The organism is Apibacter sp. wkB309 (assembly GCF_002964915.1).
GTDB lineage: Bacteria > Bacteroidota > Bacteroidia > Flavobacteriales > Weeksellaceae > Apibacter.
In genome coordinates, this window is the sequence record NZ_PSZL01000001.1 from 239,654 (window position 1) to 263,422 (window position 23,769).

16 protein-coding genes are annotated in these 23,769 nt (G+C 32.9%); 12 read left to right on the forward strand and 4 right to left on the reverse strand.

Translation table 11 applies throughout. The features are described from left to right. Nucleotides 1-346 precede the first annotated feature (346 nt). Genes glpA through glpC form a run of 3 tightly spaced genes read left to right on the forward strand, consistent with a single transcriptional unit; the run spans nucleotide 347 to nucleotide 4,473 of the window. Nucleotides 347-2,008, forward strand: coding sequence for an anaerobic glycerol-3-phosphate dehydrogenase subunit A (glpA, locus tag C4S75_RS00915; protein WP_105296434.1), 1,662 nt, complete (start codon nucleotides 347-349; stop codon nucleotides 2,006-2,008). Then, a complete protein-coding gene (gene glpB, locus C4S75_RS00920; protein WP_105296435.1) occupies nucleotides 1,998-3,278 on the forward strand; it encodes a glycerol-3-phosphate dehydrogenase subunit GlpB in 1,281 nt (426 codons plus the stop codon). The genes glpA and glpB overlap by 11 nt, the downstream gene beginning before the upstream one ends. Then, entirely contained in the window at nucleotides 3,259-4,473 is a 1,215-nt protein-coding gene (glpC, locus tag C4S75_RS00925) for an anaerobic glycerol-3-phosphate dehydrogenase subunit GlpC (RefSeq protein ID WP_105296436.1), read from the forward strand. The genes glpB and glpC overlap by 20 nt, the downstream gene beginning before the upstream one ends. Before the next feature lie 67 nt (nucleotides 4,474-4,540). On the opposite strand, the gene C4S75_RS00930 is transcribed toward glpC, so the two are convergent. Next, a complete protein-coding gene (locus tag C4S75_RS00930; RefSeq protein ID WP_105296437.1) occupies nucleotides 4,541-5,308 on the reverse strand; it encodes a DeoR/GlpR family DNA-binding transcription regulator in 768 nt (255 codons plus the stop codon). A gap of 289 nt (nucleotides 5,309-5,597) precedes the next feature. On the opposite strand from C4S75_RS00930, the gene C4S75_RS00935 reads away from it, so the two are divergent. From C4S75_RS00935 to C4S75_RS00970, 8 genes are all read left to right on the forward strand, one after another. Beyond that, nucleotides 5,598-7,172, forward strand: coding sequence for a glycerol-3-phosphate dehydrogenase/oxidase (locus tag C4S75_RS00935; protein WP_105296438.1), 1,575 nt, complete (start codon nucleotides 5,598-5,600; stop codon nucleotides 7,170-7,172). 61 nt (nucleotides 7,173-7,233) lie between these two features. Beyond that, nucleotides 7,234-8,592: a phosphoglycerate transporter protein PgtP gene (gene pgtP, locus C4S75_RS00940; protein ID WP_105296439.1), complete on the forward strand. Its 1,359-nt coding sequence runs from the start codon at nucleotides 7,234-7,236 to the stop codon at nucleotides 8,590-8,592. 320 nt (nucleotides 8,593-8,912) lie between these two features. Continuing rightward, nucleotides 8,913-10,139 (forward strand): glycerophosphodiester phosphodiesterase family protein, encoded by a 1,227-nt coding sequence (locus C4S75_RS00945; protein ID WP_105296440.1) that lies wholly within the window; start codon nucleotides 8,913-8,915, stop codon nucleotides 10,137-10,139. A 323-nt stretch (nucleotides 10,140-10,462) separates the two neighbouring features. Beyond that, a complete protein-coding gene (locus tag C4S75_RS00950) occupies nucleotides 10,463-11,326 on the forward strand; it encodes a hypothetical protein (protein ID WP_105296441.1) in 864 nt (287 codons plus the stop codon). Between the two features lie 120 nt (nucleotides 11,327-11,446). After that, nucleotides 11,447-12,754 carry a hypothetical protein gene (locus C4S75_RS00955; RefSeq protein ID WP_105296442.1) on the forward strand — a complete coding sequence of 436 codons (1,308 nt, stop codon included), beginning with the start codon at nucleotides 11,447-11,449 and terminating at the stop codon, nucleotides 12,752-12,754. Between the two features lie 128 nt (nucleotides 12,755-12,882). Beyond that, entirely contained in the window at nucleotides 12,883-14,388 is a 1,506-nt protein-coding gene (gene glpK, locus C4S75_RS00960; protein ID WP_105296443.1) for a glycerol kinase GlpK, read from the forward strand. Between the two features lie 472 nt (nucleotides 14,389-14,860). Further along, the gene (locus C4S75_RS00965; RefSeq protein WP_105296444.1) at nucleotides 14,861-15,610 is read left to right on the forward strand and encodes a hypothetical protein; all 750 of its coding nucleotides are present in this window, start codon (nucleotides 14,861-14,863) and stop codon (nucleotides 15,608-15,610) included. A 177-nt stretch (nucleotides 15,611-15,787) separates the two neighbouring features. Next, nucleotides 15,788-18,163: a hypothetical protein gene (locus C4S75_RS00970; RefSeq protein ID WP_105296445.1), complete on the forward strand. Its 2,376-nt coding sequence runs from the start codon at nucleotides 15,788-15,790 to the stop codon at nucleotides 18,161-18,163. Nucleotides 18,164-18,230: 67 nt separating this feature from the next. On the opposite strand, the gene C4S75_RS00975 is transcribed toward C4S75_RS00970, so the two are convergent. The 3 genes from C4S75_RS00975 to C4S75_RS00985 form a co-directional block, all read right to left on the reverse strand. Beyond that, the gene (locus C4S75_RS00975) at nucleotides 18,231-19,205 is read right to left on the reverse strand and encodes a D-glycerate dehydrogenase (protein ID WP_105296446.1); all 975 of its coding nucleotides are present in this window, start codon (nucleotides 19,203-19,205) and stop codon (nucleotides 18,231-18,233) included. Nucleotides 19,206-19,272: 67 nt separating this feature from the next. Beyond that, nucleotides 19,273-19,992 (reverse strand): 3-ketoacyl-ACP reductase, encoded by a 720-nt coding sequence (locus C4S75_RS00980; protein ID WP_105296447.1) that lies wholly within the window; start codon nucleotides 19,990-19,992, stop codon nucleotides 19,273-19,275. Between the two features lie 19 nt (nucleotides 19,993-20,011). Then, on the reverse strand, nucleotides 20,012-20,995 hold the full coding sequence (locus C4S75_RS00985; protein WP_105296448.1) for an aldo/keto reductase: 984 nt from the start codon (nucleotides 20,993-20,995) through the stop codon (nucleotides 20,012-20,014). Nucleotides 20,996-21,576: 581 nt separating this feature from the next. On the opposite strand from C4S75_RS00985, the gene C4S75_RS00990 reads away from it, so the two are divergent. Continuing rightward, nucleotides 21,577-23,769, forward strand: a complete 2,193-nt coding sequence (locus C4S75_RS00990) for a glutamine synthetase III (RefSeq protein ID WP_105296449.1) — start codon at nucleotides 21,577-21,579, stop codon at nucleotides 23,767-23,769.

Here is a 23,769-nt window from a genome sequence, read left to right on the forward strand (position 1 = left end):
TAAATCTATTTTATTTACCATCGTTAAAAAATCACTATTTCTCCCTTATAAAATTTTACCATTACTTACGTTTTAAAACCGCTTTTTCAGATAAAAACAAAAGTAATATTAGGCCATATTAGAAAATTTTTCTAAAAATTTTCATCATAATAATTCGTAAATAAATTTTAATTAATTAAAACTTTTACAATTAATTAAGTAATAATTAATCTAATTCACCAATCATATATTGATAAGAAAAAATTATCTTATCTGTTTTTTAAAAAAATGATTAATATCAGAATAGTAACTCCATATTGTTTCGTTTTCTTTCGTAATTTTGCTACTAAAATAAAACCAAACATTTGTGAAAACAGAATTATCTAATTCTAGTAAAACTAACACTTGGGATGTAATTGTTATCGGAGGAGGTGCGACCGGTGCCGGAACTGCCCGAGATTGTGCAAGGAGAGGATTGCGTACGCTTATGTTAGAGCGTCACGATATAGCTACAGGAGCTACGGGAAGAAATCACGGATTATTACATAGCGGCAGCCGTTATGCGGTTACTGATAGAGAATCCGCTGAAGAATGTATCAAAGAAAATATGATCTTAAAACGTATCGCCGGCCATTGTGTTGAAAAAACAGACGGTCTTTTTTTAACCTTACCGGAAGACGATATTGCTTTTCAATCTAAATTTATAGAAGCTTGTCATACTGCAGGAATTGATGCTAAGGCCATCGACCCTAAAGAGGCATTACGATTAGAACCATCTGCAAATCCATCCATAATCGGTGCTGTAATTGTACCGGATGGAACTGTAGATCCGTTCCGTTTAACTCTTTCTAATATAGTAGATGCTAAACAACATGGAGCAACTATTGAAACCTACCATGAAGTTTTAGGATTAATTAAAGAGCAGAACAGAGTCATCGGAGTAAAAGTTTATGATCATATAACCAAACAAGAAAAAAATTTATATGCTTCTGTGGTAGTAAATGCCGGAGGGATATGGGGGCAAAAAATTGCAGAATATGCTGATTTAAAAATAAAAATGTTTCCTGCTAAAGGATCGCTTCTTATTTTTGGACACAGAGTTAACAATATGGTATTAAACCGTTGTCGTAAACCTGCAGATTCTGATATCCTCGTACCCGGAGACACCATTTGTTTAATAGGTACAACTTCCACCCATGTTCCTTACGAAGAGATTGACAATATGTATGTTACTCCTGAAGAAGTAGACATCTTAATCCGTGAAGGAGGAAAACTATCCCCTACCCTGCTTCAAACCCGTATATTACGTGGGTATGCAGGAGTGCGACCATTAGTAGCTTCCGATGATGATCCTTCAGGACGTAATGTTAGCCGAGGCATCGTTTTATTAGACCATGCTACAAGAGATGGCCTGGAAGGTTTTATCACCATTACCGGTGGTAAATTAATGACGTACCGATTAATGGCTGAATGGGCTACAGACTTAGTATGTAAAAAATTAAATAATACAACTCCTTGTTCAACCGCAGAATCCAATCTTCCGGGATCTCAACAAAGTACTGAAGAAATAAATCAAAAAATGACTTCAGTACCAACTACCATACGTAAATCTGCAATTTACAGATTGGGAGATATGGCAGAGAATTTAAAAGCAAACAAGGTTACGGAAAATAGTTTAGTTTGTGAATGTGAGGAAGTATCTGTCGGAGAAGTTGAGTATGCTATTAATGAATTGCATGTTAACAATCTAATTGATCTTCGTAGAAGAACTCGTGTTGGCATGGGAACCTGTCAAGGAGAACTTTGTGCCTGTAGAGCAGCCGGATTAATGAACCATTATCAAGTTTTAAGCCCGGATAAATCTAAAGAAGATTTAACCATTTTCCTTAATGAAAGATGGAAAGGTATACGTCCTATTGCCTGGGGCGATACTTTAAGAGAAAGTGAATTTACCAGTTGGGTTTATGAAGGAGTATGCGGATTAGATATGACACAAGAACAAATTAAAAAAGCAAAAGATGAAATTTGATACAGTAATAGTAGGAGGTGGTTTAACCGGATTGGTTAGTGGAATTAGATTAATGCAGAAAGGGCAAAAATGTGCTATTATCTCTTCCGGACAAAGTGCTTTACATTTTTTTTCAGGTTCTTTCGATTTGTTAAACAATCTTCCTGACGGAACGCCTGTTAATAACCCGGAAGCTTCCCTATTAGAACTTTCTAAACAAGCGCCGAATCATCCATATACCAAAATGGGCGAATCTAAATTTAAAGAATTAGCCCAAGAAGCTAAAAATTTTCTAAATGGAATTGGAATAAAAATCCAAGGGTCTTCAACTAAAAATCATTATCGAATTACCCCTATGGGTATGATAAAACCCACTTGGTTAACCATGCCAAATTTTGCTTTTTTTGAAGATGGAAAATTTCCGATTAAAAAAGCGGCAATTATAAATGTTGAGGGATTTTTAGATTTTAATCCTGATTTTATTTCCGAAGCACTTGAAAAAATAGGAGTGGAAACTACCATCAACTATTTCAACTTACCGGAATTAAATACAATCAGAAAAAATCCAAGCGAATTTAGATCTACCAACCTGTCCTTTGTATTTGACAAAGAAGCTAACCAAAATCTCCTGGCTAAAATTCTCACTGAAAAAAGTCAAGGATGCGATGCTATTATTTTCCCTGATTGTATTGGTTTTAGAAATGCGGATGTATTACCTAAACTCATTCAAAAGATAGGAAAACCTATATATTTAATACCGACCTTCCCTCCTTCCCTAGTGGGTGTTAGTACTCAATTATATCTAAAAGATTATTTCACAAAATTGGGCGGTATTTTTATGCTGGGAGACAGCGTAACCCATGCCAACATTGAAGGAAATCAAGTTACCGAATTATATACACTCAACCACGGAAATATTCCATTTTCTGCCAAAAATGTAATACTTTCTTCCGGAAGCTTTTTTAGTCAAGGATTATTAGCTGATAGTAAACAAGTATATGAACCTGTATTTGACCTTGATACGGATTATTTACAAGATCGAGCAGATTGGTATAATAGTAATTTATTTGAAAAGCAAAATTATCAACAGTTTGGTGTTAAAACTGACGAAAATTTTCACGCTATAAAAAACGATATGCCTATCGATAATCTATATGTGGCAGGTGCCATTCTTAGTGGATTCAATCCATTAAAAGAAGGATGCGGTGCAGGTGTTTCCTTTTTATCCGCATTATATGTAGCTGAACAAATTTTAATCAAAGAAAAGACCTATGAACCTATTGCTCAATAAAAGTGAAAATAATTTCGAACAATGCATTAAATGTACGATCTGTACAGTGTATTGTCCCGTATCCAAAGTAAATCCCGATTATCCGGGGCCAAAACATTCCGGCCCTGATGGAGAAAGATTACGTTTAAAAGACCCTGAATTTTATGACGAATCTTTAAAATATTGTATTAACTGCAAAAGATGTGAAGTTGCTTGTCCATCTAACGTTAAGATTGGAGATATAATACAGATGGCTCGTATTAAATACAGCAAGAAAAAACCTATTTTAAGGGATGTAATTCTTGCTCACACGGACTTTATGGGTACACTGGCTACCCCATTTGCTCCTATTGTGAATGCAATGACTTCTTTCAATCCGGTTAAAAGCTTAATTGAGCCTATCTTAAAAATAGATAAGAGAAGAAGCCTTCCTAAATATTCATTCGGTACGTTCAGAAGTTGGTACAAAAATGTTGCTGAAGAACAAAAAAAATATCCAACACAAGTATCTTATTTTCACGGTTGTTATGTAAATTATAATAATCCGCAGCTTGGAAAGGATATGATCAAAGTTCTTAACTCATTGAACATAGGGATTCAACTTCTTGAAAAAGAAAGATGTTGCGGTATTGCTTTGATTTCAAACGGTTTTATAGATAAAGCTAAGAAAAACGCGACAATCGATGAAGCTGAAATTCGCAAATCCGTAATAGACAAAAAACTTCCGGTAATCACTACTTCTTCTTCCTGTACGTTTACTGTACGTGATGAACATTCTCATCTTTTGGGAGTAGATAATAGTTCCGTTAAAGATCAAGTAGAATTAGCTACTCGATATATTTACCGATTACTGAGTTCTTCTGACACTAAACTTAAGTTTAAAAATAAACCTTTAAAAATTGCGTATCATACCCCTTGTCACATGGCAAAATTAGGATGGACGTATTATTCCGTTGAATTGTTAAAACTTATACCAAATGTAGAAGTAACCGTTTTAGAATCTAATTGTTGCGGAATTGCCGGAACTTTTGGATTTAAAAAAGAAAATCACGAAGTTTCTAAAAAAATTGGAGATCCATTATTTAATCAAATTGAAACGGGAGGTTTCGATCTTGTTGCAACCGATTGCGAAACTTGTAAATGGCAAATTGAAATGTTTACCACTAAAAAATGTGAACATCCCCTTAGTATAATTGCCAATGCATTAGAGGGTTGATATTATATTTTCAGTAAAAAACCCTTATGAAAAATCATAAGGGTTTTTTTTATAAACAAATCAAAATTTATTTGGCAACAATTACTTCAATTCCGTTATCTTCTAAAGTGGTAAGATCTTTTTCCGTAATATCATTATCTGTAATTAAAACATCTACTTTATCCAGAGAACAAATCTGACCAAACCCTCTTTTATTTATTTTGGTTGAATCTGCCAATACTATGACTTTCTCCGATTGCTCTATCATTACTTTATTAAGATGGGCTTCTGTTGAATTGGAGGTTGAAAGACCAAAGTCCAGGTCTATGCCATCTATCCCCAAAAACAATTTATTACATGAAAATTTTTTTAATTCGGATTCCGCTAAAGATCCTATTACGGAAATGGAGCTTTTCCTTAGATTTCCTCCCAGCTGAATTACATCAATAAAAGAATCCTTACTCAATTCCATTGATACACTTAACGAAGAGGTAATGATCGTTAATTTTTCATACCCTGAAATGATTTTTGCTAAATAATATACCGTAGTTCCTGAAGCTAAAATAATAAAATCCTGATCGTTAACGAACTTAAGTGCAGCTTTCGCTATTTTTTGTTTTTGCATTACCTGCACGAATTCTTTTTCGTTAATATTTTTTTCGAAAGCATATAGAGGTTGCTTACTTGCTCCACCATGTGTTCTATATAAAAGACCGGTATTTTCCAAATATTGAAGATCCTTTCTGATAGTAACCGCCGAAACATTTAATTTTTCACAAAGCTCATTAACTTTAGTGAAATTATGCTCATCTAATTCATCGATAATAAGTTGCTGTCTTCTATTAAGCTTAATCATGATCAGAAATTTTTGAAAGTTTAAAGTTAAGAATAAAATCTAAATCTTTATTGCATTTTATCAATATGCCAATTAAATTATCATTAACAACTATATAGTCAATAAATTATTTTATTTTTATTCCATTAATTAACAGCCTGTACCTTTATTTTATCAAATTTTTAACTAAAATTTATAGGAATTTCAACAGAAAATTGTATATTAAAAAATTTCATACTGTTTCGTATTGTTTTTTTTGTAATTTTACCGACAACAGAAAAGAAGCAAAAAACAATTAAATTAAAACAAAATGAAACGAAGTGATCAATTATCAAAACTAAATACAAATTCTGAATGGGATGTAATTATAATTGGTGGCGGTTCAAGTGGTTTGGGAGCAGCTGTAGATGCAGCTACAAGAGGATATAAAACCGTTTTATTTGAAGCTCATGATTTTGCAAAAGCAACATCAAGTCGTTCTACAAAATTACTTCATGGAGGTGTTCGATATTTAGCACAAGGAGATATTGCCTTAGTAAAAGAGGCACTAAGAGAAAGAGGTCTTTTGGAAAGAAATGCCAGTCACCTTGCAAAAAAACAAGTTTTTGTTATACCTAACTATAAATGGATTGATGGTCCTTTTTACACCATTGGGCTAAAAATATATGATATGCTTTCGAAAAAACTTAGCTTAGGAAAATCCGAGCATATCAGTAAAAGCAAAGCGCTGGAAATGTTACCTACTGTGGAACCAAATGGTCTACATGGAGGGGTAATATATTACGATGGACAGTTTGACGATTCTCGTATGGCTGTAAATCTTGCCCAAACTGCTGTAGAAAACGGGGGAGCCATTTTAAACTATATGAAAGTAACCGGTTTAATCAAAGATGATAAAAACCAAATTACAGGTGTAAAAGTTAAAGACGAAATTAACGGTACCGAATACGAAGTAAAAGGAAAGGTAGTATTAAATGCCACCGGTGTATTTACTAATGATATTCTTAATATGAATGATCCTAATCATAAAAAAACAGTTGTTCCAAGTCAAGGAATCCACTTAGTATTAGACAAATCATTCTTACCGGGAGATAATGCTTTGATGATTCCTAAAACCAGCGACGGAAGGGTATTATTTGCCGTTCCATGGCATAACAGACTAGTGGTAGGTACCACAGATGTATTAGTTGATCATCCAAGTTTAGAGCCTAGAGCTTTGGAACAAGAAATTGAATTTGTACTTAATACTGCTTCTCAATATCTTGTTAAAAAACCTACTCGAAAAGACGTATTATCCATCTTTGCGGGACAAAGGCCATTAGCGGCTCCTGACAAAGAAGGAGGAAGCACTAAAGAAGTATCTAGAAATCATAAAATTTTAGTTTCAGAAACCGGATTATTAAGTATAATCGGTGGAAAATGGACTACCTTCCGACAAATGGCAGAAGACTTTATAGATAAAGCCATAGAGACCGGAAAAATTGACCGTAAAGCTTGTAAAACAGTTAATCTTTCCATTCACGGGAATATGCCGGCAGATCAAGTAGACAGAACCAATCATTTATATGTTTATGGTTCGGATATACCGGCTATCAAAAAACTTCAGCAAGAAAATCCTGAATATGCAGAAAAAATCCATCCAAACCATGACTATACAAAAGCTGAAATTGTATGGGCTGTTAGACAAGAGATGGCGCAAAAAGTTGAAGATATATTAGCCCGAAGAGTTCGACTATTATTTGTTGATGCGCGCGCTGCTATAGATGCAGCTGAATCGGTAGCAAAAATTATAGCTAACGAATTAGGATATGATGACAATTGGGTTGCTAAAGAAACTAAAGAGTTCCAAGATTTAGCCAAAGGTTATTTATTAGTTAATTACTAAAATAAGTTGTCTATCATTTTTTCATTAAAAAAATAATTAACTCTATTATAAATTTAAAAAAATGTCAAATTTTTTAGCTCCACCTAAGCCTATTGAACGTAAGCCGGAATCGGAAGTTAAATCTTCCTATACGCAATTGAGGCTTCAGGTCTTCATAGGAATATTTATAGGATATGCCGCCTATTATCTTGTTAGAAAAAACTTTTCATTGGCTATGCCTTATTTAGTTGAAATGGGTTTTTCTAAATCAGACCTCGGAATTGCCTTTTCATTCAATGCTACTGCGTATGGTTTATCTAAGTTCATTATGGGTGGTATTTCAGATAGAAGTAATGCAAGAAAATTCCTTCCTTTAGGATTAATTCTAGCTGCGGTTTCAACCATTATAGCTGGAACTTCCATAGGAATGTATAATATTACCGTAATGGCCGTTTTCCAATTTTTAGTGGGTTGGTTCGGGGGTATGGGTTGGCCTCCCTGCGGACGAGTGATGACTCATTGGTTTTCTGTTAAAGAAAGGGGAACAAAAATGGCTATATGGAATTTAGCTCACAATGTTGGTGGTGGATTATTAGGTCAGGTAACCAAATGGGGAATTCTTTTCGCTTCATCTCTTAGTATGAGTGTTCTAAGCTGGAAAGTAGGAATGTTTTGGTTTCCTGCAGGAATTGCCATCCTAATCGCTATAATTTCTTATATTCTTATTCGTGACAATCCTCAAGCATGCGGCTTGCCGAGCATTGAAGAATATAAAAATGACTTCCCTCCTAATTATTCTAAAGATTCCGAAAAAGTATTATCAACTAAAGAAATATTTTTCAAATACGTTTTAAATAACAAAATGCTTTGGTTCGTTGCATTCGCAAACGCCTTTGTTTACTTTATCCGATACGGAGTACAAGACTGGGCTCCTACCTATCTTTCAGAAGTAAAAGGATATTCCCAAAGTGATATCAGCAATGCCTATACCTATTATGAATTGGCTGCTATACCGGGAACCTTATTATGTGGTTGGGTTAGTGATAAGATATTTAAAGGGAAAAGAGCCATGACTACCATTATATTTATGTTATTGGTAATTGTATCAATAGTTGTGTATTGGCAAAATCCGGACAGTAAAATAGTTGATTTAATAGCGTTAACTTCAATTGGATTCTTTATCTATGGTCCGGTGATGTTAATAGGTGTTCAAGCATTAGATTTAGCTCCTAAAAATGCAGCAGGAACTGCTGCAGGTCTTACCGGTTTCTTCGGTTATTTTATCGGTACTTCATTACTTGCTAATATAGTTATGGGAAAAGTTGTTGAAACCCTTGGGTGGTCGGCAAGCTTCCAATTGTTAATTGGCAGCGGCATTTTATCCATTATATTTATGGCTTTCACTTACAAAAAAGAACAAGAATTGGATAAAAATAAATAACAATATAAAAATACATTCTTTTTCTGTTTTTAATAAGTTTTGATTGTGATAAAATTTTTTGGAATGGATTACAAATGGATGTATAAATCCATTACTGAATAAAAGCTCTGATTTAATTGAAAATTATTTGAAAAAATAATGATTGGTAAAAGATAAAACATGAGTTAGTTAAAAATTCTGTTTTTAAATATGATGTAAATAGAGCCACCAATAAAATTTTTCACAATCAAAACCTATTAGCATTGAAAAGAAATACTATCAAGTAGCAAGATATCTCAAAAATTAAATTCAAACTAAATTCACTTTTTTATAATAGTTATATGAGAAATAATAAGCTGGTTACATTAGCATGTTTAAGTATGATAGCTTTATCATGTAGTAGCGATGATAACGCATCCACAAACAGTAAAGAAGAAGTTCTTCATTTATCTCCTGAAATGCAAAAAGTAAGGGATTATGTTCCTGAAAATGCCGTAATAGGTCACAGAGGAACCTCTTATTGGGCACCGGAGTCTACAGAGTCCGCATATAGATGGGCACGAAATATGGGAGCCGATTATTTGGAAGCTGATCTTCAAATTACCAAAGACAGCGTAATTTTAGTAGTGCATGACAATGTACTGACCCGAACGTCCAACATAAAAGATATCTATCCGGACAGAGCAACTCAACCTGCCTCTACCTTTACTTATGAAGAATTATTAAAGTTGGATGCCGGTACTTGGTTTAACCATGATAAAAATACATCACCCGACAGAGCAAGACCAAGCTTCTCCTCTCAAAAACAATATATCAGCACCTTGGAAGACTTACTAATGTTTGCACAAGGAAAACGTTTAAAAAGAGATGCTAACGGAGAAAGAATTTGGAAAAAAACAAACGGAAAATATACTTTTGAATATGAAGATGACCCGGCAGATAATGGAAACAGACCCGGAATTTATATTGAAACTAAAGAGCCCAGCTTAAATCCCGGAATAGAGCGTGCATTAGTAAAGGAATTGAATCGACATGGATGGAACATTATTGAAAAACCGGCTACAGAAACCGCCCATTTCAAAAACGGTAAAGTAAATGTCGGAAATACCAATGGAAAAGTTGTATTACAGACTTTTTCTCATAATAGCTTACTGATTTTAAAAGATTTATTTAAAGGAAAAATTCCAACCGCTTTATTATTTTGGAAAGGTACCGGGCCGGATGATATACACGATGATCAACAAGCCACTTATATAAAACATATTAATTTCGGAATTGAAAATTTAGCACAGTTTATTGGTCCTTCTATTGCCGGAGGAACTCCACCCGACAATTGGCCGGAATTATTAAATCCTTGGCAAGCAGAATTAATACACCAATCAGGTATGAAAATACATCCTTATTCCTTTGATAATGAGGGACAAATGATTAAATATTTTTCTTTTTATGATGGAATGTTTACCAATCAATCGGATCTAACAATTCGTTTCTATCATGAAAAGCAACTCAGAGAAGGAGGACCGGCTTATCAAGATGCTAAAACTATATTGACAGATTTAGGCTACTAAACAAAAAAATTATAGGTTATTTTCAATTTTATTACTTCGATACAGTTTAAAAATTGTTTTCTTAAGAAGCTTAACAAAATTGAAAATAACCCTTTCATCAAACAGTAAAAAACTACTTATCAAAATTTTGCCTAATTAAAATTTTAAAATTAGATACGCGTCAATTGTTTACTATTACATTTCATTTTTTAATTAGATCCTACTAATAAAAATAATCTTATAAAAAAACACGAAGTAAAAAATCTAGCCATTAGTTAATCAATAAAAAATAAATAAGTCAAAACGAAAAATAAAATAAATATTAACATTACAAAAAAAAGATCATGAAAAAACTAATACTTGCACTATTAGTAGTTGGATTCACTTCCATGAATGCTCAAAAATTAGCAAAATCAGGGAGTAGCTACAAACTAAAAAAAGTTATTCCTGTTGAAGGAAGACAAGGTATTGCTATAGACAAAGATTACTACTATGTATCAAGCAGCACCGCTTTATTCAAATACGATAAAAATGGGAATCTAATTACAAAAAACGATAAACCATTTACCAAATTTGAAAAACAAGTAAATCATTTCGGAGATATCGATATTTATAATGGAGAAGTTTATACCGGAGTAGAATTTTTTGATTCAGGAGTTGTACGTAACATTCAAATTGCCGTTTACGATGCTGAAACTTTAGATTATAAATATTCTATAGACTTTGGAGAAATTGAACAACCGGAAGTTAGTGGTATTACCATTGACAGAAAGAACAACATTGCTTGGATGTCTGATTGGACTTCAGGATGGTATGTATACAAATATGATTTAAAAACTAGAAAATATATTGGTAAAGTTCATTTACAACCCTCTCCGCAATGGCAACAAGGGGTTTATCATATTGATGGAAAACTTTTAATAACTTCTGATGACGGGGATTCCGATATTCCGGAAGCAGATAATGTTTATATTGCTGACGTAAGCGATCCGAACCAAACTCGTGCTGTAGTTTCTTTATTTAGATCAATTCCTGAATTTAAAAGAGCCGGAGAAATTGAAGGTCTTTCAATTGATCCTGTAACCAATGACCTTGTTATCCTTAATAATAGAGGAGCAATCATTAAAATGGGTATGCCGTCCGGATTCTACCCCGGCTATGACAGAGAAATTCACGAATTGTATATTTTTGAAAAAACTAAAAAATAATTCTCTTTCGTTCCACTTATTAACATAATAAGATAAGGCAAAGCATTAAATACTAAATCTTTGCCTTATTTCAACAACTACATTACGAAGCAAATTAATTACTAAACAAAAACAACTAACATGAAATTTAAACGCAGTTTATCTCTTTTCTTTACGGCAGCATTTATTTTAGGCTATGGCCAAAAAGCCTCCCTGGATAAATTCCAACAAGACAGCGATTCTATTAAAAAAAGACCTTCACTTGTGGAACGTATGAACAGCGATAGCTCCCAGCTTTCTCAAGGTATTAAGTTAAATTTTATTAAAGAATTAACGGGAGGAGATGAAAATAGCTTTACTCCTACACTGAAATACGGAATCGGTATGGTTCTGGAAACTATTTACCAACAAGTTCCTAGTGAAAAAGGACCTCATAAAGAGGCAAATTCAAGCTATAATTTTCAACCGGCTGCATTCAAAATAGGATTCTTACATACAGATATGGCTATATCTCCTAAATTGAGCGCCAGCATAACTTGGAACCTACACGCAAGCAAAATTTCTGATGCTTTCATTAAATATAATTTCCATCCGTTGCTTAATTTACAGTTAGGACGTTTTAAAGGAGCCGGAAACAGAGCTGCTAATGAAACATCTGCTTATGACTTAGATTTAGCCGACTTTACTTATACATCTGAAAATCAAAGTGCAGCTCAAGGAGCACCTGATTTAAGACATTATGGTATTAACGTTTCAGGTAACGTTAAAAATTTTGTACGATATGCCTTCTTTTTGCATAATAGCGACAGCAATCGAGACAGATATTGGTCTTCATTCAACGATGGTCCATCGGAAGGACAAGGAAACCACGGTTTAGAATTTAAAAGCTGGGATGCATCCCTACGTTTTTTCCCTGTAAAAAATGTTGAATTCGGTGGTCATATGGGTGCTGTTAATCTTCCTGGAATGGGCTTTAAACAAGCTTGGGCTTATTCAGGGTTTTTATATTATATAAATCCTAACAAATACAAATTTAAATTTGATTACGGTACTTACAAAAATGTACGATTTACAAGCGTTGATGAAAATGGAAATACTATATTTGTAACCCCTAACAATATGGATTATACTAAACATGATTTTGTTAAAGTTAATAAGTTAGGTTACTCTTTATTAGCAGGATTTAATATTACTCCAAAAATTGAACCTGTTGCAAGATTTGAATATTTCAATCAAGGAAATAAAGATATTTCCGGATTTGACTATGAAAAGCTTTACTTATATACTGCCGGGGTGAATTTTTATTTATACCCTAACAGTCCAAGAATGGCAAAAATAACAGCGTTCTATCAGCATAGAGCGGAAACCGGTGGACCAAGCATTGCTAATGATTGGTTCGGGTTGAGTTACCAAATCGTATTATACAATAATACGAAAGGAGTTTTTTAACATAATAAAAAACATATAAAATTTAAAATACATTTAAAAAAAGATCTTTAAATTACTAATCATCCTATTTTAAATGTATTTTTTGTTTTATTTTATACGGACAAATTAAATAACTAAAATCAATAAAGATGAAAGAAAAATTCATTTTAGCTTTAGATCAGGGAACTACATCTTCCAGAGCTATTTTATTTAATCATGGAGGAGAAATAGTATCGGTTGCACAAAAAGATTATACCCAATACTTTCCAAAACCGGGATTAGTGGAACATCACCCTGAAGAAATTTGGTCTTCGCAAATGTCTGTTGCTGCCGAAGCAATAGCTAAAAAAGGTATATCCGGATTGGATATAGCTGCGATTGGTATTACCAACCAAAGGGAAACCACAATTGTATGGGACAGAGAAACCAGTGAAACCATTTACAATGCTATCGTTTGGCAAGACAGAAGAACTTCCAAATATTGTGATGAACTTAAAGAGCAAGGTTTAACTGATATGATCCGTGAAAAAACCGGTTTAATACTGGATGCTTATTTCTCAGGAACTAAATTAAAATGGATATTGGACAACGTTCCGGGTGCAAGAGAAAAGGCTGAGCAAGGAAAACTTTGTTTTGGTACAGTTGATACTTGGTTGGTCTGGAAACTTACCAGAGGAAAAATGCATGTTACCGACGTTTCTAATGCTTCTCGTACCTTATTGTTTAATATTCATACTTTGGAATGGGATGAAGATTTATTAAAATTATTTAACATTCCTAAATCTATGCTTCCTGAGGTTAAACAAAGCAGTGAAGTGTATGGTGAAACCTCCACTACTCTATTCTCAACAAAAATTCCTATTTCAGGTATTGCCGGAGATCAACAAGCTGCTTTATTCGGCCAATTGTGTACCAATAAAGGAATGGCTAAGAATACATACGGTACAGGGTGTTTCTTATTAATGAATACAGGTGAAAAACCGGTTTTATCTAAAAATAATTTATTAACTACTATTGCGTGGAAAATTAACGGTAAAACTTATTATGCGCTTGAAGGTAGTGTTTTCGTTGGTGGAGCGGTAGTTCAGTGGTTAAGAGACGGAGCTAAAATTGTTAAAACCTCTGCTGACACTGAAAATTTAGCTAAAACTGTTCCTGATAATGGAGGGGTATATTTTGTTCCTGCATTAACCGGTTTAGGTGCTCCGTACTGGGATCCCTATGCTCGTGGAGGAATTTTAGGGATTACCAGAGGTACTACCGATGGACACATTGCCAGAGCTACTTTAGAAGGAATTGCATACCAAGTGTATGATTTAATAAAAGCTATGGAAGCAGACTCCGGCGTTCATGAAATAGAACTTCGAGTTGATGGGGGTGCTTGTGCTAACAATTTAATGATGCAATTCCAATCTGATATTTTCGGATTTAATGTAATTAGACCTAAAACATTGGAAACAACCGCTCTAGGTGCTGCTTATTTAGCCGGATTAGCTGTTGGTTATTGGAAAAGCATTGATGAACTTCAAGCTCAACGATCTGTAGACCGTGTATTCACTCCTGAAATGGATAAAGATAAAGCCGAACATTATTTAAAAGGTTGGAAAAGAGCGGTAAGCAGAGTACTTAATTGGGTTGATGATGAAGACAAATAAAGTTTTCAGGCAAAAACTTTCATTTACTATAAAATTATAAAGAAGTAATTATATTAATTGCTTCAACAAGTTCTTAGCGTTGGTTTTTGTGATTTTTTGTAAAACTAATTACAATTAGAAACAGTAACTAACAATATAGTTTCTATGGATTGATTAATCATACCCGTAGCATATATAGATGGTTTTACTGATGCTAATTCTGAACCTAAATTTCAAATTTCTGGAGAATTCGGCATCTGTAAATCTATCTAAAAAATATATTATAATATTCAGAAAAGATTATTATCAGCTTTATAATAATCTCTAAAATATTTGTACTAGATATCCTATTTTTTTAATTTAATTGATACAAAAGTTTCAATATGTTTCCGAATAATTAGCAAGAAATTATATATTCCGATAGAATATTTATATTTTTACACTCAAATTTCAATGCTGATTTAAAATAAAAAACAAACTAAAATCCATTAATATGAAAAAAATTCTTATTTTACTTACACTTCTTATATCTTCCATTTCATTATATAGTCAAGAAATAGAAAGATTAGATTTCAATCTTAGTTTACGATCCAACCACTTTTGGAGAGGTATAACTGTTACAGACGGTGCTATGGCCGACGTTGACATAAATTATGCTTTAGATCATAAAAAATATCTAAAATTGGGAGTTTGGGGCGGTATAGGTCTCGGGGATACAAACGGACAACACTATCATGAAATTAATTATTATTTACACTATAGTACGGGAAAATGGGGTGTCGGTGTATGGGATGTATTCAATTCTACCGGAAGATTAAAAGATGCTAAAGATAATGACATTTGGAATTATGATCACAAAACAACCGGACATCGATTTGATTTCAGAGGATATTTTGTTTTCTGTGACAGCTTTCCTTTAAAACTGGATTATGGAACTTCTTTTTACGGAGCAGACAGAAATGAAAAAGGAGATCAAAGATGGTCTACTTATACCGGACTAAATTATCCTATTATAAAAGGTAAAGTGGTGGATCTAGATATATTCTGCGGTGCTGCTTTTGGTCTTGCAGGAAAATCTAGCTTTTATGGTAATGAAAAACACGATTTCGACATTGTAAATGCAGGAATTACAGCTTCTAAAGATGTTACGGTTCTTGGATATAAATTACCTGTTTCTGCCACAGCCATGTGGAATCCTTCTCGCAAAGAAGCAAGAGTCCAAATCGCCACTTCTTTATTTTAATAAATATTTTTAATTCAGATATAAAAAAAGCCGGTTTATAATAAATCGGCTTTTTTAGTTATTAAAATACTTTAAACCATTTTTGTATAAAAAATAATTTTATAAATTTACGTTTTCAGTACAAGCTAAAAATTCGGATTTTTTAATCAATTGAAGCAAAAAAGATTATTTCTATAAATGCAAACATCTATAAGAAGCAACTTAGTTCTATTATTTTTTCTCTTTTATTCTCAACATCTTTTCTGTCAAATACACATTAAAATTGTAAATATTGAAACCAATCTACCTGTTGAAAAAGCTTTTATTTTCAATGAATCAAATCGCCTGTTAGGGTTTACCAATGCAGAAGGAATGATTACTTTAGATAGTAATATAAATAAAATAATCATTCGTGTTGATGGTTATTTGCCTAAAATTGAAATGATTGGCAAACTGGATAAAACTATTTATTTATTTAAAAAAATTAAAAAAAAGAATGATCCTAAGGCTGTATCTATACTAAAAAAAGTATGGGAAAACAGCAGTAAAAATAATGCAGATCATCTCAATGCATATAAGTTTGATTCGTATGTGAAATTTACTTTAGACATGCCTTCTGATTCCGTTACTTATATTAATCATCCTAAAAGAAAACTGGATACTTTAAACAATAAATTAAAAGGATTTTTAGAAAAAAGCATGGTTTTTATTGGTGAAAGAACTATGCTTTATGAATATGATAAAAAATATGGTAAAAAAGCCATTGTAACAGCTTATAAAGCAGGAGGATTTAGTAATCCGCAATTTTTTAATTTTTCCATTGCAAAATCAATGGTTAATGATTATCCTGAAATGCTTAAGCCCAGGGAAACGCAAGGAACAATATCCCGATTGGTAGACAGTGTCTATATTAACAACAGAAAAACATATGTTATCTATACCTATTCTCATGGAAAAAGTGAAGCTCAATTTTACAAAAATCTAACTGTATTTGTAGATTCTGAATCGTATGCGCTCGTAAAATTAATTGGCAATAATTCTAAAATCTCCAATATATACTACGAAATAACTTATGCTCCCTATGAAGGAATTTGGTATACAGAAGATGAATATATGAAGACAGAAATTTTAAGCAGTAATTTTATCAAAAAAATAAATAAACTACTGCCTAAGGGATTGCATTCTATAACTCGATTAACTACTACGGCAACCATAGATTCTCATGTAACTAATTTCACCAACGATGTTTCTTATACTGCTAACGACTTCAAAGGATATGAATATGTTATCTCAAAAGAAGTTTCCCACAATGCAGATGAAAAAATTTCAGCACTGCGAGATGATTCTTTAACTCATCGAGAAGCTACAACTTATAATGAATTATACCGAATATCAAAAGAATACAAACTGGAACCTAAATTACGATTTTTAAGAAAACTTACCGAGGGGGATCTGGAACTGGGATTTTTTAATTTTGATGTATACAGTATATTCAGTCATAACCTGTATGAGTCTTTCCGTTATCAACTAGGAGGACATACTAATCATAAATTCAGTAAAAACGCTCGAATTGGAGGATATATAGCTAAAGGGACACGAGATGAGGAAGTTAAAGGAGGTGCAGATGTAACATTTTTTGTTAATAAGCACCAAGGTGGAGAATTATCCATTAAAGCAGAAACCGATGTGCTGCCGGTGGGAAGAACCAAAATTAAGTATTTAACTCCAAAAGATGAGCTTACGGCTAAAACCAATAATATTTATAACGGTGATTATTTTAGCTATAGGAAAGTAGAATTATCATATCAACAAGATTTTTTAAAAAATATTGATATTACTTTTGCGGTTGATTTCCAAAGACAACGGGTGAATTTTCATTATAAATTTAAAGATTACGATGAAAGTACTTGGTTTAACTATGTAAATACGGCCATACGTTTACGATATGCTCCCAATGTAAAATATATCGAATCGAATAATGGAAAATATACATTACAAGATAAGCCTCCTTATTATTATTTTACTTATGCTAAATCTTGGAAATTATTTGAAAACAGTACAGGTATTCATCGTTTATACCTCTCGGCTTTATATACTTTTTTGTCCAAATTAGGTAAAACTGAAATTATCGGGAATATAGGAGCCACTTTCGGAGATACTCCTATTATGAATTCTTTCGAGGGCAACGGGGTTGCGAAACACGGAAACAGTATTTGGGGTAGATTTGCTTTTAAAGGCTTTCAAAGTTTTGAAACTATGAGACCTTCCTCCTTTTTTTCAGATAGATTTATTTCTTTTCAATTTACCCACCATTTCCGTCCTTTACGCGTAAGTGAATTTAAATCTTTACATTTTGCCGTATTATACAATGGTCTTATAGGATGGATGCCGAATAAAGACGTTCATTCGCTTTTTGAATTCGATGTTCCTAAAGATTATTACCAGGAAGTTGGTTTTGAAGCAAATAAGCTATTATTAGGCCTGGTAGGTGTTGGCGTATATGCTCGTTTAGGTGCTTATAAAGTTGGAAATTTAGATCAAAATATGTCTATCAAGTTAACTATGGAATTATAAATTTTCAAATAAATACATATTGATTTTACAAGCTCATATACTACTATAAATCAATATAATATTTTAATTATTTATATACTTCGGGATTAACAACGCATGGTAATTTTTCTCCTTTTAAACCGGCAATAATATTTTTAGCACACAAAGCCGACATCGCATTTCGTGCTTCTATAGTTGCTGATCCGATATGAGGCGTAACCGCTACATTTTCCATGCATAATAAAGGGTTATCTGCTTTCATGGGTTCGGGATCTGTTACATCTAATCCGGCTCCCCAGATTTGACCTTCTTGAATCGCCTGTATTAAATCTTTTTCATTAACTATAGGACCTCTGGCCGTATTTATTAAAATAGATGTTTTCTTCATTTTTTTAAATGCTGAGGCATTAAAAATACCTTTATTTTCATCTGTTAAAGGCGCATGTAAACTTATTACATCCGATTGTTCCAATAATTCCTCAAAAGAAACATAATGCGCTCCTAATTCTTTTTCGGCTTCTTCTTGTTTATGCCTATTATTATAAAGTATATTCATTTCATATGCATTTTTACATTTTTGAGCCATTTTGATTCCTATACGTCCCATTCCAAATATGCCTAAGGTCTTTCCATTCAATTCTTGCCCTAAATATTCTACTGATAAAAAACCGGGCTTCCAATTTCCTTCGATTATTCTTCGATAATTAAAAAAAGCTTTTCTGGAAACATTCAACAGTAATAAGAAAGCAATGTCTGCCGTTGCATTACTGAGAACATCCGGGGTATTTCCCACAGGTATGCCCAAATGTGTGGCTGCTTGGATATCGATATGATTATAACCAACTGAAAATGTGGAAATAACTTTCAAATTTGTAACTTCTTTAAAAAAACTTTCCGGCACAGGAGACATCACATTTATATATGCGTCGGATTGTTTACATTTATCTATTAATTGTGCAAGGGTAATAGGTTCCGAATTTGTCCACATTTCGACCTCATAACCTGCCTTTTTCAGCATGTCTACTCCTACTTCCGGTATTTTGCCGGATATAAATATTTTCATCTATTTTTAATGTTAAAATAATAAAGTCCGGTACTATTAGCCGGACTTTATCTATGGATTTATAATTTTAAGGATTGGTTGACCATAAAGATGCATTTGCCAACAAGGCTCGTTTATTTAACTTAAGAATATCAACCACTAATTCTGCAAAATCTTCCGGCTGTAAAACTTTTTCCGGATTTCCATCCGTAATTTTTAATAATTTTACAGACATGTCTGATGCAATGGTACTTGGTGTAAGAGTTGTAACTCTTATGTTGTGCTTCCTCATCTCATACATCAATGATTCCGACAAGGATATTAAACCGGCTTTTGAAACACTATAGGCTGAAGTGTTTGCTCCTCCTTTTAAACCTGCCGTGGATGAAACATTAATGATATCTCCTCCTTTTTTTTCAATCATTGCTGGCAAAACTGCTCTTGACATGAAATAAGGTCCGAAGAGATTGGTTTGTACAATATTTTGCCACTGATCAACAGGCATATCTAAAAAACTTTGAAATGCTGAAATTCCCGCATTGTTGATCAAAATATCAAAGGATCCGAAACTGTTTTGTAATTTTTCCATTTCCTTTTCAACTTCTTTTTGATTGGAAACATCAAAAATTGAATATGCAGCTTGTATTCCTTTTCCTTCTAATTCCTTTACAGTTTCCTTAACTGTTTTTTCATCTCTTCCTGTAATAGCTACATCTACCCCTTCAGCAGCCAGAGCTAAAGCCACTGCTTTTCCTAATCCTCTGTTTCCACCTGTAACTATTGCTTTTTTACCTGTCAGTTTTTCCATAATAATTCTTTATATGATTTTATAATTTTGCTAATTCAGAATCGATAAAATCCATTTGTTCTTTGCTGATTTTTACTTCAGCAGCTTTTGCATTTTGTTTTGCTTGTTCTGCATTTCTTGCTCCGGCCAAGGCTATGGTAATACCCGGTTGTTCAGCAGTCCATTTTAGTACTAACTGAGCCAGGGTTGCTCCTTGATCATCCGCAATATGTTTAATTTTAGCCAAGAAATCATCAATTCTTTTAATACTATCCGGTTGGTACATCTTCATGTCCCTTCTAGCATCTCCTTCTTCAAATTTATGATCCGGTTTAATTTTTCCGGTTAATAATCCTCTTTCCATTGGACTATAAGCTAAGATAGACTTTTTATTTTTAATACAGTAAGGAACTATATCTTTTTCTATTTTACGGTTTAACATGCTATAAGGTACTTGATCGGAAAGTATTTTGCATGCTTTATTTGCTGCTTCAATTTGAGATGTGGAGCAATTACAAACGGATGCATGACGTACTTTTCCTTGCTCGATTAATTTTGCAACTGCTTCAAACGTTTCTTCAATGGGTGTAACGGTTTCCGGCCAGTGCAGTTGATATAGATCTATATAATCGGTTCCTAAACGTTTTAAACTTTGTTCGCATTCATAGATAACACTTTCCTTTCCTGCATATTTATATATATCGATATCTTTTCCTGAATTGTCTTTACTATGCATGGCTAAATCTCCTTTAGCTAAATCCCAACGCATTCCAAATTTAGTTAAAATTTGAACTTTATCTCTAGGAATTCCTTTAATAGCTTCTCCTACTATAGATTCACTGGTTCCTTGTCCATATATAGGAGCTGTATCGATAGATGTTATTCCTGCATCGTGAGCTGATTTGATTGCTTCAACGGCAACTTTTCTTTCTGTTCCTCCCCACATCCAGCCTCCGGCAGCCCAAGCTCCAAAAGTTATTACCGATAAAGATAAATCTGAATCGCCTATTTTTCTATGTTCCATGTTTTTTAGGTTTTTGATTAATTTTAATTATTGTTGTTATTTTTATCTTTTTAATCTTATCTTTTATAAGATTTATTTAAAATTATTAATGAAAATATTATACCAACGCAAGATTTTATAAACAAAAATTTTACAATTATCCAGTTTTTATAATTATTTTAAATATTCTATCTTTTCAATTCTGTTTCTCTAATTTTATTTCATATAAAAACCGTATTAAAATATTTTATCCACAATACAGTGAAAAATTTATCCATTCGTAACATATTACAAGTTAACTATTTATTCATAAATTATTTTTCTTTCTTTTATTATTCTTAATAGAGCCCGATAAATAATAAATGAATATAAAATAATTTATTTTTTTTATACATTTTGTTTTTATGACATTCTCATATTAAAATACTTATTACTTGTTTATTTTATTTTATTTATTAAAATTGAAGTTTTTTTTTGATAATATGTTAAGAATTCAATGAATGATTTTTAATAAAATTCTTTTAATTGTATGTAAAAAATGAGGGTTATTTGATTTATTTTAATATTATAATTATATTTACCCTCTAAAAAAAATACCTTTTATGTCAACATTACGTTTTTATGCTTTAAAAAGGCTTCCTTATTTACAGCCTAAACATATAGAAATTCCAAAAAAATTATCTGAGCTATATTGCGAAAATGTCTTTTCAGAATCCACCATGCGTGAATATCTGACTAAAGAAGCTTATCAAAGCATTTTAGATGCGATAAAATATGGAAAGAAAATCACAAGAGAAATTGCAGATCAGGTTGCTGTTTCCATGAAAGAATGGGCTATGTCTAAAGGTGCTACCCATTATACACACTGGTTTCAACCTTTAACGGGAGAGACAGCTGAAAAGCATGATTCATTTTTTAATCCAATTGGAGAAGGTCGAGCCATTGAAAGATTCAGCGGTTCTTTATTAATTCAGCAAGAACCGGATGCTTCCAGCTTCCCTAATGGTGGAATACGTAATACATTCGAAGCAAGAGGTTATACCGCCTGGGATCCTACTTCACCTGCTTTCATTATTGATACAACGTTATGTATTCCTTCTATTTTTGTTTCTTATACCGGTGAGACTTTAGATTATAAAACTCCACTATTACGAGCATTACAATCGGTAGATGAAGCTGCTACTGAAGTATGTCAAGCCTATTTCGATAAAAATGTAACCAAAGTTTATTCTACTTTGGGTTGGGAACAAGAATATTTTTTAGTGGATTCTTCACTTTTTCAAACCCGTCCGGATTTAGTTCTAACAGGAAGAACTCTTCTAGGTCACGCTCCTGCTAAAGGACAACAACTCGAAGACCATTATTTCGGATCTATTCCAACTCGCGTAAGAAATTTTATGAAAGAGTTGGAAATTGACTGTATGAGATTGGGTATACCTGTAACAACCAGACATAATGAAGTTGCTCCGAATCAATTTGAATTAGCTCCATTATTTGAAGAAGCTAACTTAGCGGTAGATCACAATTCATTATTAATGGATGTTATGAAAAAAGTAAGCCGCAGACACGGTTTAAGCATTTTATTTCATGAAAAACCGTTTGATGGTGTTAACGGAAGCGGAAAACATAATAACTGGTCGCTTTCAACAGATACCGGAGAAAACTTATTGAGTCCCGGAAAGAACCCTAAGAAAAATCTCCAGTTCCTTACTTTTTTCATCAATACTATTAAGGCTGTTCATGACTATGGTGACTTATTACGTTCTTCAATTGCATCGGCTGGGAATGATCACAGGTTAGGTGCTAATGAAGCTCCACCTGCTATTATTTCTATATTTATTGGATCTCAGTTAACCGCTGTTTTAGATGAGTTGGAAAAAGTTACTAAAGGAAAACTTTCCCCGGATGAAAAGACTGATTTAAAATTAAATATTGTCGGAAAAATCCCTGAACTATTACTTGACAATACAGACCGTAACAGAACTTCGCCTTTTGCATTTACCGGAAATAAATTCGAATTCAGAGCTGTCGGATCTCAAGCTAATTGTGGTGAGCCTATGACCGTTTTAAACACTATAATGGCTTATCAATTACAAAAATTCAAAAAAGAGGTTGATGAATTGATTGCTAAAGGACTTAAAAAAGATGAAGCAATATTTAATATTCTTCGTGACTATATTACTGAATCAAGATCTATATTATTTGAAGGAGACGGTTATAGTGAAGATTGGGTTAAAGAAGCGGAAAAAAGAGGATTGGAAAATAAAAAAACTACTCCTGAGGCATTAAAATTTGAACTAAACAAAAAATATATTGAGCCATTTGAAAAGCTAAATATTTTATCTCATAAGGAAATTGAAGCCAGAAATGAAATCAAATTGGAAAAATATTCTAAAATGATCTCAATTGAAGCAAAGGTATTAGGAGATATGGCTCGTAATCACATTGTCCCTGTGGCTGTTGATTATCAAACTAAATTGATTGAAAATGCAAAAGGCTTAAAAGATATTTTTGGTGAAAATGAAATGAAATCCATGTGTAAAGAGCAATTGGATCTTATTAAAAATATCTCTTCTCATATTACTGAAATTAAAAGCGGGGTTGATAAATTGTTTAAAGAAAGAGACAAGGCCATCGCTATTTCAGATCCTGCTAAACAAGCTGAAACTTTTTGTAATAAAGTTAAGCCTTTATTTGATAAAATCAGAGAACATTCTGATGCATTGGAAATGCTGATAGACAACGAAATGTGGCCATTAACAAAATATAGAGAATTACTTTTTACGTTAAGATAG

Coding starts and splice junctions, on each gene's coding strand:
- C4S75_RS00930 (WP_105296437.1), bottom strand. CDS start 5,308: ATGATTAAGCTTAATAGAAGACAGCAACTTATTATCGATGAATTAGAT.
- C4S75_RS00945 (WP_105296440.1), top strand. CDS start 8,913: ATGAGAAATAATAAGCTGGTTACATTAGCATGTTTAAGTATGATAGCT.
- C4S75_RS00980 (WP_105296447.1), bottom strand. CDS start 19,992: ATGGAAAAACTGACAGGTAAAAAAGCAATAGTTACAGGTGGAAACAGA.
- C4S75_RS00970 (WP_105296445.1), top strand. CDS start 15,788: ATGCAAACATCTATAAGAAGCAACTTAGTTCTATTATTTTTTCTCTTT.
- C4S75_RS00985 (WP_105296448.1), bottom strand. CDS start 20,995: ATGGAACATAGAAAAATAGGCGATTCAGATTTATCTTTATCGGTAATA.
- C4S75_RS00950 (WP_105296441.1), top strand. CDS start 10,463: ATGAAAAAACTAATACTTGCACTATTAGTAGTTGGATTCACTTCCATG.
- C4S75_RS00935 (WP_105296438.1), top strand. CDS start 5,598: ATGAAACGAAGTGATCAATTATCAAAACTAAATACAAATTCTGAATGG.
- glpK (WP_105296443.1), top strand. CDS start 12,883: ATGAAAGAAAAATTCATTTTAGCTTTAGATCAGGGAACTACATCTTCC.
- glpC (WP_105296436.1), top strand. CDS start 3,259: ATGAACCTATTGCTCAATAAAAGTGAAAATAATTTCGAACAATGCATT.
- C4S75_RS00975 (WP_105296446.1), bottom strand. CDS start 19,205: ATGAAAATATTTATATCCGGCAAAATACCGGAAGTAGGAGTAGACATG.
- C4S75_RS00965 (WP_105296444.1), top strand. CDS start 14,861: ATGAAAAAAATTCTTATTTTACTTACACTTCTTATATCTTCCATTTCA.
- glpB (WP_105296435.1), top strand. CDS start 1,998: ATGAAATTTGATACAGTAATAGTAGGAGGTGGTTTAACCGGATTGGTT.
- pgtP (WP_105296439.1), top strand. CDS start 7,234: ATGTCAAATTTTTTAGCTCCACCTAAGCCTATTGAACGTAAGCCGGAA.
- C4S75_RS00955 (WP_105296442.1), top strand. CDS start 11,447: ATGAAATTTAAACGCAGTTTATCTCTTTTCTTTACGGCAGCATTTATT.
- C4S75_RS00990 (WP_105296449.1), top strand. CDS start 21,577: ATGTCAACATTACGTTTTTATGCTTTAAAAAGGCTTCCTTATTTACAG.